At 72.6% G+C, this 14,555-nt stretch carries 12 protein-coding genes and 2 pseudogenes; 13 read left to right on the forward strand and 1 reads right to left on the reverse strand.

Annotated elements, in window-relative coordinates; genetic code table 11:
• Window positions 1-25 precede the first annotated feature (25 nt).
• Window positions 26-496: an OsmC family protein gene (locus tag QUE40_RS10415; protein ID WP_289230914.1), complete on the forward strand. Its 471-nt coding sequence runs from the start codon at window positions 26-28 to the stop codon at window positions 494-496.
• Here QUE40_RS10415 and QUE40_RS10420 read toward each other — a convergent pair.
• Complete coding sequence (locus QUE40_RS10420) at window positions 435-1,721, reverse strand: MFS transporter (protein ID WP_289230915.1); 1,287 nt, start codon at window positions 1,719-1,721, stop codon at window positions 435-437. The two genes, QUE40_RS10415 and QUE40_RS10420, sit on opposite strands and share 62 nt — an antisense overlap.
• Before the next feature lie 238 nt (window positions 1,722-1,959).
• Here QUE40_RS10420 and QUE40_RS10425 point away from each other — a divergent pair, with 238 nt between their 5' ends.
• From QUE40_RS10425 to QUE40_RS10475, 12 genes and pseudogenes are all read left to right on the forward strand, one after another.
• Window positions 1,960-2,859: a PDDEXK family nuclease gene (locus QUE40_RS10425; protein WP_289230916.1), complete on the forward strand. Its 900-nt coding sequence runs from the start codon at window positions 1,960-1,962 to the stop codon at window positions 2,857-2,859.
• Between the two features lie 224 nt (window positions 2,860-3,083).
• Entirely contained in the window at window positions 3,084-4,676 is a 1,593-nt protein-coding gene (gene aceB, locus QUE40_RS10430) for a malate synthase A (protein WP_142005585.1), read from the forward strand.
• An 84-nt stretch (window positions 4,677-4,760) separates the two neighbouring features.
• Window positions 4,761-6,317, forward strand: a complete 1,557-nt coding sequence (locus QUE40_RS10435; RefSeq protein WP_289230917.1) for an FAD-linked oxidase C-terminal domain-containing protein — start codon at window positions 4,761-4,763, stop codon at window positions 6,315-6,317.
• Complete coding sequence (locus QUE40_RS10440; protein ID WP_289230918.1) at window positions 6,318-7,529, forward strand: FAD-binding oxidoreductase; 1,212 nt, start codon at window positions 6,318-6,320, stop codon at window positions 7,527-7,529. It begins immediately after the preceding gene.
• Window positions 7,529-7,912 (forward strand): 4Fe-4S dicluster domain-containing protein, encoded by a 384-nt coding sequence (locus QUE40_RS10445; RefSeq protein ID WP_289230919.1) that lies wholly within the window; start codon window positions 7,529-7,531, stop codon window positions 7,910-7,912. The genes QUE40_RS10440 and QUE40_RS10445 overlap by 1 nt, the downstream gene beginning before the upstream one ends.
• Window positions 7,913-7,941: 29 nt before the next feature.
• Window positions 7,942-7,998 (forward strand): annotated as a pseudogene (locus tag QUE40_RS19850) (hypothetical protein); the annotation flags it as partial.
• Between the two features lie 48 nt (window positions 7,999-8,046).
• Entirely contained in the window at window positions 8,047-8,898 is an 852-nt protein-coding gene (locus QUE40_RS10450) for a (Fe-S)-binding protein (protein WP_289230920.1), read from the forward strand.
• A complete protein-coding gene (locus QUE40_RS10455; protein ID WP_289230921.1) occupies window positions 8,898-9,668 on the forward strand; it encodes an IclR family transcriptional regulator in 771 nt (256 codons plus the stop codon). Before QUE40_RS10450 ends, QUE40_RS10455 begins: the two co-directional genes overlap by 1 nt.
• Before the next feature lie 14 nt (window positions 9,669-9,682).
• Complete coding sequence (locus QUE40_RS10460; protein ID WP_289230922.1) at window positions 9,683-10,231, forward strand: type II toxin-antitoxin system PemK/MazF family toxin; 549 nt, start codon at window positions 9,683-9,685, stop codon at window positions 10,229-10,231.
• 515 nt (window positions 10,232-10,746) lie between these two features.
• Window positions 10,747-11,721, forward strand: a pseudogene (locus QUE40_RS10465) (acyl-CoA dehydrogenase family protein); the annotation flags it as partial.
• A 76-nt stretch (window positions 11,722-11,797) separates the two neighbouring features.
• Window positions 11,798-13,048, forward strand: a complete 1,251-nt coding sequence (locus QUE40_RS10470) for an acyl-CoA dehydrogenase family protein (protein ID WP_142005590.1) — start codon at window positions 11,798-11,800, stop codon at window positions 13,046-13,048.
• A 228-nt stretch (window positions 13,049-13,276) separates the two neighbouring features.
• Window positions 13,277-14,554, forward strand: a complete 1,278-nt coding sequence (locus QUE40_RS10475) for a sugar ABC transporter substrate-binding protein (protein ID WP_289230923.1) — start codon at window positions 13,277-13,279, stop codon at window positions 14,552-14,554.
• Window position 14,555 lies beyond the last annotated feature (1 nt).

Genomic DNA, 14,555 nt, shown 5'->3' on the forward strand with positions numbered 1-14,555 from the left:
AGTGTCCCACGCGCAAGGAGCACTCATGACCGAGCACGACTACGCCGTCAGCGTGGCCTGGACGGGCAACCGCGGCACCGGCACCAGCGACTACCGGGGGTACGGCCGCGACCACCTGGTCTCGGCGTCCGGCCTGCCCGACATCGCCGGCAGCGCCGACCGCACCTTCCACGGCGATCGCGACCGGTGGAACCCCGAGCAGCTGCTGCTCGCCGCGCTCGCGCAGTGCCACATGCTGTCCTACCTGCACATGGCGGTGCGGGCGGGCGTGGTCGTCACGGCGTACGCCGACGCGGCCGAGGGCACGCTCGAGCTGAACCCCGACGGGTCGGGTCAGTTCACCGTGGCGACCCTGCGCCCGCGCGTGACGATCGACGCCGGGTCAGACCGCGACGCCGCTCTCGAGGCGCACCACCCCGCGCACGAGGCCTGCTTCATCGCCCGGTCGGTGAGCTTTCCGGTGCGGGTCGAGCCGACGGTCGAGGTCGAGAGCTGAGGTCCCTGCGCTGGAGCCAGGCCGACAGGCCCGCCACCAGCAGCCCCGCGACGGCCAGCACCGCGCCCACCCGGCTCGGCCACTCGTAGCCGTAGCCGGCGTCGAGCACCACGCTGCCCAGCCAGGCGCCGAGCGCGTTGGCGATGTTGAGCGTGGAGTGGTTGAGCGCGGCCGCGAGCGACTGGCCCTCGTGCGCGACGTCCATCAGCCGCGTCTGCAGCATCGGGACGAGGATGGTCGGGACGAGGCCGAGCAGGAACACGGCCGGCACCGCGCTCCACTTCTGCTGCGCCGCGAACCCGAAGCCGGCGAGCAGCACGGCGATCGCCATGAGGCAGAAGAAGATTCCGCGCATGAGGCCCCGGCTGGCGACACGGCCGGCGAGGAAGGCGCCGCACGTCATGCCGACGCCGTAGACCACGAGGATGAACGGCACCGCGCGCTCGCCGAAGCCGGTGAGCTCGGTCATGGTCGGCGCGATGTAGCTGAACGTCGCGAACATGCCGCCGAACCCGACGGTGCCGATCGCGAGCGCCAGCCACACCTGCAGGCGGGTGAGGCTGCGCAGCTCGGAGCCGATCGAGGCGGTGTCGTCGCTGCGCTGCCAGGGCACCCAGCGCCAGATCGCGAGCACGGTGACGGCGGAGATGGCGGCGACGAGGGCGTACGGCCACTGCCAGCCGAGGTGCTGCCCCAGCAGCGTCGCGGCGGGCACCCCGACGATGTTGGCGACGGTGAGGCCGGCCAGCATCATCGCGACGGCCCAGGTGCGTCGCTCCTTCGGCACGAGCGAGGCCGCGACGACCGACCCGATGCCGAAGTAGGCGCCGTGCGGCAGGCCGGAGACGAAACGCGCGAGCAGCAGCGGCAGGTACGCCGTCGCGAGCGCGGACGCGAGGTTGCCGATCCCGAAGGCCACCATCAGCCACAGCAGCACCCGCTTGCGCGGCGCCCGGGCCGCGAGCGCCGCGATGGTGGGGGCACCGACGACGACGCCGAGGGCGTACGCCGAGACGACGTAGCCCGCCGCCGGGATGCTGATCCGCACGCCCTCGGCGATCTGCGGCAGCAGCCCCATCGTCACGAACTCGGTGGTGCCGATCCCGAAGCCGCCGAGCGCCAGGGCCAGCAGCGCGAGGTTGACGTGGGCAGCGCGCGGAGCGGGGCCGGCACGGCCTCCTCGTCGCAGATGTCGCGCAGCGCGGCAGGTTCGGTCACTCGTCAACGGTGGGGCACCCGCTCCCCACCCGGCAAACCGGGGCGCCGAGACGCTGGTCACAGGAGCGGCACCGGTGAGTCGCATCGGTGAGCAAGCGTGCGGCTGAGCGCACGGTTGCTCACCGATCCCCCTCACCGATGCCCACGGCCGGAGGCTTTCCACAGCGCGGCCCGCGCCGGGTCGTACGTCCACAGCGCCTCGTCCGCCCCTCGCCCCCAGACCTGGGTCGCCGCAGGCTGCCCGGGTGGAGATCGACGAGGAGACCGTAGCGGCGCAGGGCGACGTGGCATCCCGCGCCCAGCTGCGGGGCTGGGGCGTCACCAGATGGCAGCTGCGCAACCAGGTGGCGGCGCGGCGGTGGCGCCTGCACGGCCTGCACACAGTGGCGCTGCACACCGGGGAGCTGTCCGCGACGGCCCGGTGGTGGCGCGCGTGCTGGGAGTCCGGGAGCCGCGCGGCGCTCGACGGCGTCAGCGCGCTGCTGTGCGCCGGGCTGACCGGTTTCTGCGCACCCGCGGTGACGGTGTCCCTGCCCTCCGGCCGCAGCCGCCCGGCCGTTCCCGGCGTGCGGGTGCACTACGTCGAGCGCCGGATCCCCGGCGAGCTGATCACCGCGGGGGCGCCGCGGACCCGCCCGGAGGTCGCTGCCCTGCGCGCGGCCTGCTGGGCCGACAGCGACCGCCAGGCTGCACTGCTGCTCGTCATGCCGGCGCAGCAGCGGCTGGTGTCGCCGGCCCGGCTGGCCGAGGCGTGCGACCAGGTGGCGCTGCACTGGCGACCGCGGCTGGTGCGGGCGGTCGTCGCCGACGTGGCGTCGGGCGCGCAGGCGCTGGGCGAGCTGGACTTCGGGCTGCTGTGCCAGCGGTACGACCTGCCCCGGCCGGACCGCCAGGTCGTGCGGCAGGGGCCGAACGGACGCCTCTACCTCGACGCAGGTTGGGAGGCGCTGCGGCTGTTCGTCGAGATCGACGGCATCCACCACCATCTCGGGCTGGGGCCGGTCGACGACGCCCTGCGGCAGAACGAGCTGCACCTCGGCGGAGACACGATCCTGCGCATCCCGCTGCTGGGGCTGCGCACGCACGAGGCGGAGCTGATGGGCCAGGTGGTGCGGGCGTACCGCCTGCGCGTGGCTGCAGCCTGACCGCGCAGGCCGACCGGCCGCATCGGTGAGTCGCATCGGTGAGCAAGCGTGCGGCTGAGCGCACGGTTGCTCACCGGGGCGCCGAGACGCTGGTCACAGGAGCCGCATCGCCGGCAACCTCACCCCTGGGGGCGCTGTCGGTCGGACCAATGCCTGCTACGGTTTCCGCGTAGTGATCAGTCCTTTCCGCATCTCGGAAACGAACCGCAATCATGGAGGTCTGCATGCCCGCGCTCACGACGCCCGACGGGGTCGAGGTCACCGGTCCGCTCGAGGAGCGATACGAGGAGATCCTCACGCCCCAGGCGCTGGAGCTCATCGCCAAGCTGCACCGCGAGCTGAACCCGCGGCGCCTGGAGCTGCTCGAGGCGCGCACGCAGCGGGTGGCCGACGTCTCCGCCGGCAAGGACCTGCACTTCCTCGACGAGACCAAGAGCGTCCGCGAGGACGACAGCTGGCAGGTCGCGCCGCTGGCCCCGGGCCTGGAGGACCGCCGCGTCGAGATGACCGGCCCGACCGACCGCAAGATGACGATCAACGCCCTCAACTCCGGCGCCAAGGCGTGGCTCGCCGACCAGGAGGACGCCAACACCCCGCTGTGGGGCAACGTCGTCGCCGGTCCGCTGAACCTGATGGACTCCCTCGACGGGAAGCTGGAGTTCACCAGCCCCGAGGGCAAGGAGTACAAGCCGGTCCCGTTCGAGGAGCGGCCGACGATCATCGTGCGCCCCCGCGGCTGGCACCTGCCCGAGAAGCACATCACCGTCGACGGCGAGGAGACCTCCGGCTCGCTGGTCGACTTCGCGCTCTACCTCACCGCCTGCGGCCAGAAGCAGATCGACGCCGGCAAGGGCCCCTACTTCTACCTGCCCAAGATGGAGTCGCACCTGGAGGCGCGGCTGTGGAACGAGGCCTTCGTGATCGGCCAGGACCACCTGGGCATCCCGCAGGGCACCATCCGGGCCACCTGCCTCATCGAGACCTTCCCCGCGGCGTTCGAGATGGAGGAGATCCTCTACGAGCTGCGTGACCACTCCTCGGGTCTGAACGCCGGCCGCTGGGACTACATCTTCAGCGCGATCAAGACCTACCGCACCCGCGGTGAGGACTACGTGCTGCCCGACCGCGCCGCGGTGACCATGACGGTGCCGTTCATGCGCGCGTACACCGAGCTGCTGGTGCGCACCTGCCACAAGCGCGGCGCCTCGGCCATCGGCGGCATGGCCGCGTTCATCCCCAGCAAGGACGAGCAGGTCAACAAGAACGCCTTCGAGAAGCTCGACGCCGACAAGACCCGCGAGGCCGGCGACGGCTTCGACGGCTCGTGGGTGGCCCACCCGGGCATGGTCGAGGCGTGCGCCGAGGCGTTCACCAAGGTGCTCGGCGACAACCCCAACCAGATCGACAAGAAGCGTGAGGACGTCGACGTCACCGCCGAGCAGCTGCTCGACATCAAGAGCACGCCCGGCGAGGTCACCGAGGCGGGTCTGCGCAACAACATCGACGTCGCGCTGCAGTACCTCAAGGCGTGGCTCGAGGGTCGCGGCGCGGTCGGCATCCACAACCTCATGGAGGACGCCGCGACCGCCGAGATCTCCCGCTCGCAGATCTGGCAGTGGATCAAGCTCGGCATCAAGACCGACTCCGGCGAGCCGGTCACCCGCGAGCGCGTGCTGCAGCTGGTCGACGAGGTCATCGCCGACCTCCCGGGCGAGCCGTCCGACTACGACGACGCCAAGGCCACCTTCCTGGAGGTCGCCGTCGCCGACGACTACGCCGACTTCCTCACCCTGCCGGCCTACCGCCGGATGCCCTGATCCGTCGCTGCTGCCGCGCGTCCCTCCACGCGCGGCAGCAGCGCCGCGGGGCCCCTCGCCAGAAGGTATTTCAGGAGCCAGACCATGACGACGATCACGCCCCAAGACCCCGAGCTCGGCCCCACGACCGACAACTCCCCCGCGCCGCAGGAGAACTCCCAGGTCACTCCTGAGGTCGGTCTCGGCTCGGTCGAGCGGGTACGCCAGCGGCTGGCCCGCGAGCTCCCGCCCGAGGCGCTCATCACCGACCGCACCCGGCTGCGCACGTACGAGTGCGACGGGCTCCTGCACTACCGCGTCACCCCCGCGCTGGTCGTCCTGGCGCACGACACCGCGATGATCCAGGCCGCGGTGCGCGCGTGCGCCGACGAGCGGGTGCCGTTCGTCGCTCGCGGCTCCGGCACCGGCCTGTCCGGCGGCGCGCTCCCGCACGCCGACGGCGTGCTGATCGTGACGTCGCAGCTGCGCACCATCCACGAGGTCTCCCCCGACGACCAGCGCGCCGTGGTCGACCCCGGCGTCATCAACCTCAAGGTCTCCGAGGCCAGCCGGCCGCACGGCTACTACTTCGCGCCCGACCCCTCCAGCCAGCAGATCTGCTCGGTCGGCGGCAACGTCGCCGAGAACTCCGGCGGCGCGCACTGCCTGAAGTACGGCTTCACGACCACCCACGTGCTGTCGGTCGACCTCGTGGCCCCCGACGGCGAGACGGTGACCCTCGGCACCCGCGCGCCCGACGCCCCCGGCTACGACCTGCTCGGCACGGTCGTCGGCTCCGAGGGCACCCTCGGCGTCGCGACGAGCGTGACGGTGCGCCTGGTGCGCACGCCCGAGACGGTCAAGACGCTGCTCGCCGGCTTCCGCAGCACCGACGATGCGGGTGCGGCGACCTCGGCGATCATCGGCGCCGGCATCGTGCCCGCCGCGATCGAGATGATGGACGCCCTGGCCATCGAGGCCGCCGAGGCGGCCGTCTCCTGCGGCTATCCCGCGGGCGCCGGCGCGGTGCTGGTGGTCGAGCTCGACGGCCCCGTCGCCGAGGTCGACCACGAGTTCGCCCAGGTCGAGCGGATGTGCGAGGAGAACGGCTCGTTCGAGCGCCGGGTCGCCGTCGACGACGCCGACCGCGCGGCGATCTGGCGGGGTCGCAAGTCGGCGTTCGCGGCCGTGGGGCGGATCAGCCCCGACTACATCGTCCAGGACGGCGTCATCCCGCGCACCGCCCTCGCCGAGGTCCTGCACGAGATGGGCGAGCTCGCCCGCGAGCGCGGCGTCCGGGTCGCCAACGTCTTCCACGCCGGCGACGGAAACCTGCACCCGCTGGTGCTTTTCGACGAGTCGGTGCCCGGCCAGGGCGAGCAGGCCGAGGAGGTCAGCGGCGCCATCCTCGACCTGTGCCTCCAGCACGGCGGGTCGATCACCGGCGAGCACGGCGTGGGCTCCGACAAGGCCAAGCACATGCCCAAGATGTTCACCGAGGACGACCTCGACACGATGCAGCTCGTGCGCTGCGCGTTCGACCCGGCGGGCATCGCCAACCCCGGCAAGATCTATCCGACGCCGCGGCTGTGCGGCGAGCGGCCCGGCCGGCGCACCGAGGCCCACCCGGCGCAGCAGGCCGGACTGGCGGAGGTGTTCTGAGTGAGCACGCTCGCCCGCGTCCCCGACGTCGACGTCCAGGACGCCACCGAGACCGACTCCGTCGGCGGTGTACGCCCGCGCCTGGTCGCGCGACCCACCTCCACCGAGCAGGTGTCGCAGCTGCTGAGCGCCGCGGCCGAGGACGACCTCGTCGTCGTCCCCCGCGGCCGCGGGACGAAGCTGCGCTGGGGCGTCCCGCCACGGTCGGTCGACGTCCTGCTCGACCTGTCGGGCATGGACCGGGTGCTGGAGCACCAGGCCGGTGACCTCATCGTCGCGGCCGAGGCCGGCACCCCGCTCGCGGCGATGCAGGACACCTGCGCCCGCGCCGACCAGCGCCTCGCGATCGACGAGCTGGTGCCCGGCACGACCATCGGCGGCCTGATCGCCACCAACCTCAGCGGCCCGCGCCGCATGGCCTACGGCACGATGCGCGACCTGCTCATCGGCGTCACCGTGGTGCGGCCCGACGGGGTCGTGGCCAAGGCCGGCGGCAAGGTGGTCAAGAACGTCGCGGGCTACGACCTCGGCAAGCTGATGACCGGCTCCTTCGGCACCCTCGCCGTCGTCACCTCCGCCTTCTTCCGCCTGCACCCCGTTCCCGAGACCTCCACCTGGGTCTCGGTCGAGGCCGAATCCCCTTCTGCCGCAACCGAAACCGTCCGCCAGGCGGTCCACTCGCAGATGGTCCCGGCCGCCGTCGAGATCGACGCGCAGCCGGGCCGGCCGACGCTCGTCTCGGCCCTGCTCGAGGGCACCGAGGTCGGTGTCGCGGGCCGGGGCGACCAGCTGCTTCGGCTGTGGGGCGACACGGCTGCCGTCGACACCCAGGAGCGGCCGCGCGGGTTCCCCCGCGAGAGCGAGTCGCAGGCTCTGCTGAAGCTCACCTGCGCGATCTCCGCCGTGCCCGAGATCGCCCAGGCCGCAGTCGATCTCGGGCTGCACGTGCGAGGCAGCGCCGGCACCGGCGTGCTGTTCGCGGCGCTGCCCGACGGCACCCCGCCCGAGACCGTGGCGAGCGCGCTCGAGCGGTTGCGCGAGCGTACGACCGCGGCGGGTGGGGCGGCCGTGCTGCTCGACGCACCCCCGGAGATCTCCACCGCCGTCGACGCCTGGGGCCCGGTCCCCGGCATCGAGCTCATGCGGCGCGTGAAGGAGCGCTTCGACCCCGAGAACCTTTTGTCCCCAGGCCGATTCGTGGGAGGAATCTGATGACCACGCACGCCGACCGCCCCCAGACCGACCTCGGCATGCCCAGCGTGCGCGGAGCCTTCGACGACCACCGGCCGCCGAGCAAGGAGCTCATCAGCGACTGCGTGCACTGCGGCTTCTGCCTCACCACCTGCCCCACGTACACGCTGTGGGGCGAGGAGATGGACTCCCCGCGCGGCCGCATCCACCTGATGAAGACCGGGCTCGAGGGCGAGCCGCTGTCCGACGAGATGGTCAGCCACTTCGACGCCTGCCTCGGCTGCATGGCCTGCGTGACCTCCTGCCCCTCGGGCGTGCAGTACGACCGGCTCCTGGAGCAGACCCGCGCGCAGGTCGAGCGCAACCACCGCCGCTCCCCGCCGACCGCGCGCTGCGCACGCTGATCTTCAGCCTGTTCCCCTACCCCGCCCGGCTGCGCGCCGCGCGCGGACCGCTGCGCCTGGCCCAGCGGCTCGGCGTCGAGGACCGGCTGCGTCACTCGGCGCTGCTGCAGCGCCTCGCGCCGCGCCTGTCGGCGATGCAGAGCCTGACCCCCGCGCTGGCCGACCGCGAGGAGCTGCCCGAGCGCATCCCCGCCGAGGGCACCCGGCGCGCGACCGTCGCGATGCTCACTGGCTGCGTGCAGCGGGAGTTCTTCCCCGGCGTCAACGCCGCCACCGCGCGGGTGCTCGCCGCCGAGGGGTGCGAGGTGCTGGTCCCGCGCAGCCAGGGGTGCTGCGGCGCGCTGTCCGGCCACAGCGGACGCGAGGAGGAGGCCCAGCGGTTCGCCCGGGCCACCATCGAGGCGTTCGAGGAGGCCGAGGTCGACTACATCGTCGTCAACGCGGCGGGCTGCGGGTCGGCCATGAAGGAGTACGACTTCCTCCTCGAGGACGATGCCGAGACGCCGGACGGCCTTGCGCCCGAACGGGTTCGGGCGTTCACCAGCAAGGTCCGCGACCTGTCCGAGGTGCTGGTCGAGCTCGGGCCGCAGGCGACGTACCACCCGCTCCCGACCACCGCCGCCTACCACGACGCGTGCCACCTCGGGCACGCCCAAGGGGTGCGCGACCAGCCGCGCGCGCTGCTCGCCGGCGTGCCGGAGCTGACCGTCAAGGAGATCCCCGAGGCAGCGATCTGCTGCGGCTCCGCGGGCGTCTACAACATCCTCAACCCCGAGCCCGCGCGCGAGCTCGGCGACAGCAAGGCGCGCAACGTCATGTCCACCGGCGCCGAGCTGCTCGTCACCGCCAACCCGGGCTGCCTCATGCAGATCGCCGCCTCGGTCGAGCGGCTCGGCGGCCGCATCGCGCTGGCGCACACCGCGGTCGTGCTCGACGCGTCGCAGCGGGGCCTGCCGGTCAGCGCGCTGCTCGACGAGGGCAGCTGATGAGCGCACCGGGGTCCACCCAGCGCCGCGGCAGCGTGCAGTCGGTCGAGCGCGCGCTCGACCTGCTCGAGGCCCTCGGCCAGGGCACGCCGATGGGCGTCAGCGAGCTGGTGCGCGCCACCGGGCTCCCGCTCGGCACCGTGCACCGGCTGCTCGCGACGCTCGGCGAGCGGTCCTACGTGCGCCAGGACGGCGAGCGCAAGTACGCCGTCGGCCCCGCCGCGCTCCACCTCGCCGACGCCGGGGAGCAGTCGCTCGCGTCGGCGGGTCGGCCGTTCACCGCGCGGCTCACCGCCCTCACCGGCGAGACCTGCAACCTCGCGGTGCAGCAGGGCAGCGAGATGGTCTACATCTCCCAGAGCCCGTCGCCGCACTCGCTGCGCATCTTCGCCGAGGTCGGGCGCCGGGTGCCGATGCACAGCACCGCGGTGGGCAAGGCCGTGCTCGCCTCGCTGCCGTGGACCGAGGCCGAGAGCCTGCTGCGCGCGGCCGGACTGACCCAGGCGACCCCGCACACGATCACCTCGCTGGGCCGCCTGCGCGAGGAGCTGGAGCGGGTCCGCCGCATGGGGTACGCCATCGACGAGCAGGAGCGCGAGCTCGGCGTGCGCTGCGTCGCCGCGGCCGTCCCCGGCGCGGGCACTCTGCACGCCGCGCTGTCGGTGTCCGGCCCGGCCGAGCGTTTCCCGCTGCCGGCCGTGCGCCAGGCGGCCCCGGCGCTGCGCGAGGCCGCGGCCGAGCTCGCCGCCGAGCTGCGCCGCAGCGGCTGAGCAACACTGGACCCGTGCCCGACACCACGTCCTCGCCGTCCTCGCCCCGCCCCGTCCTGCGCCGGCTGGTGGCGCGCGTGCGCCGGGCGGTCGCGCCCTCCACCGCGGCGGACCGCACCCGGCCGAGGCCGCCGGCCGGCGGCTACCCGGGAGACTTCACCGGCGTACCGCCCTTCGACTACGCCCCCGAGCCCGACGGGCAGCCCGACGCCGGCGAGATCGTGTGGGCCTGGGTGCCGTTCGAGGAGGACCACACGCGCGGGAAGGACCGGCCCGTCCTGCTGGTCGGGTCTGACCCCACTGCGTCTCTGGCCCGCGGCTGGCTGCTCGCGCTCCAGCTGACCAGCAAGGACCACGACCGCGACGCCGAGCAGGAGCGGCGCGCCGGCCGGCTCTGGATGGACATCGGCAGCGGCGCCTGGGACGTGCGTGGCCGGCCGAGCGAGGTGCGGCTGAACCGGGTCATCCGGGTCGACCCGGAGGCCGTACGCCGGGAGGGCGCGGCCCTGGACCGGCAGGTCTTCGAGGCGGTCGCCGCAGCCGCCCGAGCCGCCCTGGCCTGAGGCGCTCGCCAGCCCTCGCCCTCGCCCCGCCCGCCACCCCGACGCTGAAACGCAGTTTCAGCGCTCTGACTCCGCTGCAGCGCGGTCAGAGAGCTGGAACGCGGTTTCAGCGGCCCGAATCCCCGGAACGGCGCGGGTTCGCCAGGCTCCCGCTAAGTATCCGGTACCGAAAGTACCGTTTTCCTGTACGCTCTCCGAAACGACATCCGGCGACCACCGGCTGACTCAGGAAGGGCCAGATGAGCGACCTCACCGGCAAGCCCTCCCTCCTTGACCGAGGGCAGGCCCTGGGCCTGCGCTTCATCACCAAGGCGGGCGGGCTCGAAGCGATGAAGAACCCCAAGCTGCGAGGCCGGGTCGAGAAGGCCCTCTACCGCGGGGCCAAGGAAGGCTTCCGGGTGCAGACCGCCGCTGGGCGGCAGTTCGCCAAGAAGCCCAGCTCCGACTCCCCCACCCGCACGTCTCCCACCAAGCCGCGGCGCGAGTTCGACCTCACGCCGACCGAGGACCAGGAGATGATCCGCGGGGTCGCGCGCGAGCTCGCCGAGGAGCTGCTGCGCCCCGCTGGCGCGCAGGCCGACACCGACCGCCAGATCCCCGACGAGATCCGCGCCCAGGCCGGCGAGCTCGGGCTCGCGACCCTCGGGGTGCCGAGCGACCTGGGCGGCATCGCCGACGAGCGCAGCGCCGTGACCGGCGTGCTCGTGCTGGAGGAGCTGGCCCGGGGCGACATGGGCATCGCGGTCGGGCTGCTCGCCAGCGGCGCGGTGGCCACCGCCATCGCGAGCTACGGCGACGCCACCCAGCAGCAGACGTACCTGCCGGGCTTCACCGACGAGAACGCGCCGGCCACCGGCGTGCTGGCGCTCATGGAGCCGCAGCCGCTGTTCGACCCGTTCCGGCTGCAGACGACCGCGCGCAGCGAGGGCGAGGACCTGGTGCTCAACGGCATCAAGGCGCTGGCCCCGGGTGCCGACTCGGCCGACCTGTTCGTGGTGTCGGCGATGGTCGACGACGAGCCGCGCCTGGTCATCGTCGAGGCCGGCGCGCAGGGCCTGGAGGTCGAGCCCGACCCGGCCATGGGCGTGCGCGCCGCGCGCACCGGCCGCATCCACCTCATCGACGTGCGGGTGCCCCGGGCCAACCTGCTCGGCACCGCCGAGGACCACCGTGACGCCGTGCGCCGCGGGCGCCTCGCCTGGGCCGCGGCGGCCGTCGGCACCGCGCAGGCGGTGCTCGACCACGTCACGCAGTACACCGTCGAGCGCAAGGCGTTCGGCGAGCCCATCGGCTACCGCCAGGCGGTCGCCTTCACCGTGGCCGACATCGGCATCGAGCTGGCCGCGCTGCGGCTGGTCGTGTGGCGGGCCGCGTCGCTGCTCGACGCCGACCGCGACGCCTCCGCCCAGATCGCGCACGCCCGCCAGCTGGCGGCCAAGCACGGTGCGGTCATCGGCTCCAACGCCGTGCAGCTGCTCGGCGGCCACGGCTTCGTCAAGGAATTCGACAACGAACGCTGGTACCGCGACCTCCGCGCGACCGGCATGCTCGAGGAGGGCTGTTGGTGTGATCGATCTCGAGGTCCCCAAGAAGTTCGTTCCGCTGGTCCGTCAGGCCGGCTCGCTCGCCGACGAGGTCTTCCGGCCGATCAGCCGCAAGTACGACCTCGCCGAGCACGAGTACCCGCGCGAGCTCGACCTGACGTCGGCGCTGATCGACGGGCTCAGCGACTCCGGCGCCAGCCAGGGCGCGGGCGCGCGCGGCTCGACCAACGCCGGGGCGTCCGAGAAGCCCGCCGGGGTGGGCGCCGGTCGCCGCGAGAAGAAGGAGCAGGGCAACAAGAACGGCGCCAACCTCTCCTCGGTGCTGTCGGTCATGCAGACCTGTCGCGGCGACGTCGGCCTCACGCTGAGCATCCCGCGCCAGGGCCTCGGCAACGCCGCGATCGCCGCCGTCGCCAACGACGAGCAGAAGGAGCGCTACGGCAACCGGTGGGCCGCCATGGCCATCACCGAGCCCGACATGGGCTCCGACTCCGGCGCCATCCGCACCACGGCGGTCAAGGACGGCGACGAGTACGTCCTCAACGGCGAGAAGATCTTCGTCACCGCCGGTGAGCGGGCCGAGCTCGTCGTGGTCTGGGCGACGCTCGACCGCGACCTCGGCAAGAAGGCGATCAAGTCGTTCGTCGTCGAGCGCAGCAACCCGGGCCTGAAGCTCGCCCGGCTCGAGCACAAGCTCGGCATCCGCGCCAGCGACACCGCGGCGTTCAGCCTGCAGGACTGCCGGGTGCCCGCGCAGGACCTGCTCGGCGACCCGGAGATCCGCACCGAGGGCGGCTTCGGCGGCGCGATGCAGACGTTCGACAACACCCGGCCGCTGGTGGCCGCGATGGCGTGCGGTCTGGCCCGCGGCTGCCTGGACCTGATCACCGAGAAGCTCGCCGAGGTGGGCGTCGAGCCCGACCACGACGCCCCGCTGCACCGCCAGCCCGCGGCCGCGGCCCGGCTGGTCGAGCTGGAGGCGGAGTTCGAGGCGGCCTACCTGCTCACCCTGCGGGCGGCGTGGATGGCCGACAACGGCCACCCGAACTCGATGGAGGCCTCCATGGCCAAGGCCAAGGCGGGGCGCACCTGCGTCGAGATCTCGCTGGCCTGCGTCGAGCTCGCCGGCGCCTCGGGATACGCCGAGACCGAGCTGTTCGAGAAGTGGGCACGTGACTCCAAGATCCTGGACATCTTCGAGGGCACCCAGCAGATCCAGCTGCTGGTAGTCGCCCGCCGCCTGCTCGGCCTCACCTCCGCCCAGCTGAAGTGACGCCGTCGAGCTAGCCGCGCTTCCCCTCAGAGCAGCGCCGACCCGGCCGGACCTCCACCCTCCTGGTGGGTCCGGCCGGGTTTTCTCGTGCCAATCCGCCCCGCCGGCGCCCCGAACCGTGGAAACTATTTTCCTGAACCTCCTCACCTATGTGAGGAACCGATCATCCCGAGGGGTCCCCGCGGGCGGCGAAGGAGAGAGCGGATGCGTTGGTCACGGTCGTCAGGGGTGGCTGCGGTCGCAGCGTTCGGTCTCCTGCTCGCCGGGTGCGGCGACGACGGCAGCAGCGGCACGGGCGCGACGGGTGAGGGCAGCGGGTCCGGTGGCGCGCGCACCATCACCTGGTGGGTCATGAAGGGCACCAACCCCGACTCCACCGCCTTCTACAACGAGGTCAAGGCCGCCTTCAAGAAGGCCACCGGCGCCACGCTGGTCGTGCAGGAGGTGGAGTGGGCCGACGCGCACGACCGGCTGGTGCGCGCGTTCGCCGGCGGCGGCGGACCCGACGTCGCCGAGATCGGCTCGACCTGGACCCCGGAGTTCGCGGCCGCGGGCGGCCTGGTCGACCTGACCGGTCGGATCACCTCCAGCGGGCTCAACAAGGACCTGCTCCCGGCGCTGAAGGACTCGGCCACCTACGACGGCAAGCAGTGGGGCGTCGGCTGGTACGCCGGCACCCGCGGCATCGTCTATCGCAAGGACATCTTCGCCAAGCACAACCTCAAGGTGCCGACGACCTGGGCCGAGCTGCAGCAGGTCGTGAAGACCCTCAAGACCAAGGAGCCGGGGCTGCTGCCGATCGCCGGCGGCAGCTCCTACGCCGCCGCCCCGTTCGTCTGGGGCGCGGGCGGCGACTTCGCCAAGCAGGAGAACGGCAAGTGGGTCGGCACGCTCGACAGCCCGCAGGCGCGCGAGGGCCTGTCGTTCTACACCGGCCTCGCGACCAAGGACGGCTCCTCCAGCCCGGGCGCGGCGACCTGGAAGGAGACCCAGCTGCTGGACTCCTTCTCGCAGGGCAAGTCGGCGATGGTCATCCAGGGCAACTGGACGCCCAAGACCGCGGTGGAGAAGAACCCCGACCTGAAGAACAAGATGGGCGCGTTCGCGATCCCCGGCAAGAACGGCGGGATGGCCCCGACCTTCCTCGGCGGCTCCAACCTCGCGGTGCTGAAGACCACGAAGAACGCCGACCTGTCGTGGCGCCTCGTGCAGCTGCTGACCACCGGTGACCTCGCGACCAAGTGGGCGACCCAGACCGGCTTCTTCCCCAGCACGACCACGGGCATGAAGACGTTCACCCAGAGCAACGACCCGCTGGTGCAGCCGTTCGCCAAGGCGATGACCGAGGCGGGCAAGAACGTCCCGAACGCGCCCCAGTGGGGCACCGTCGAGGGCGACAAGACGCTCACCCAGATGCTGCAGTCGATCCTCACCGGCACGCCGGTCGACGCCGCCACCAAGAAGGCGTCCGACGCGATCGGCAAGACGCTGAACAGCGGAGGCTGAT

It is taken from the genome of Barrientosiimonas endolithica (assembly GCF_030296655.1).
GTDB classification, from domain to species: domain Bacteria; phylum Actinomycetota; class Actinomycetes; order Actinomycetales; family Dermatophilaceae; genus Barrientosiimonas; species Barrientosiimonas humi.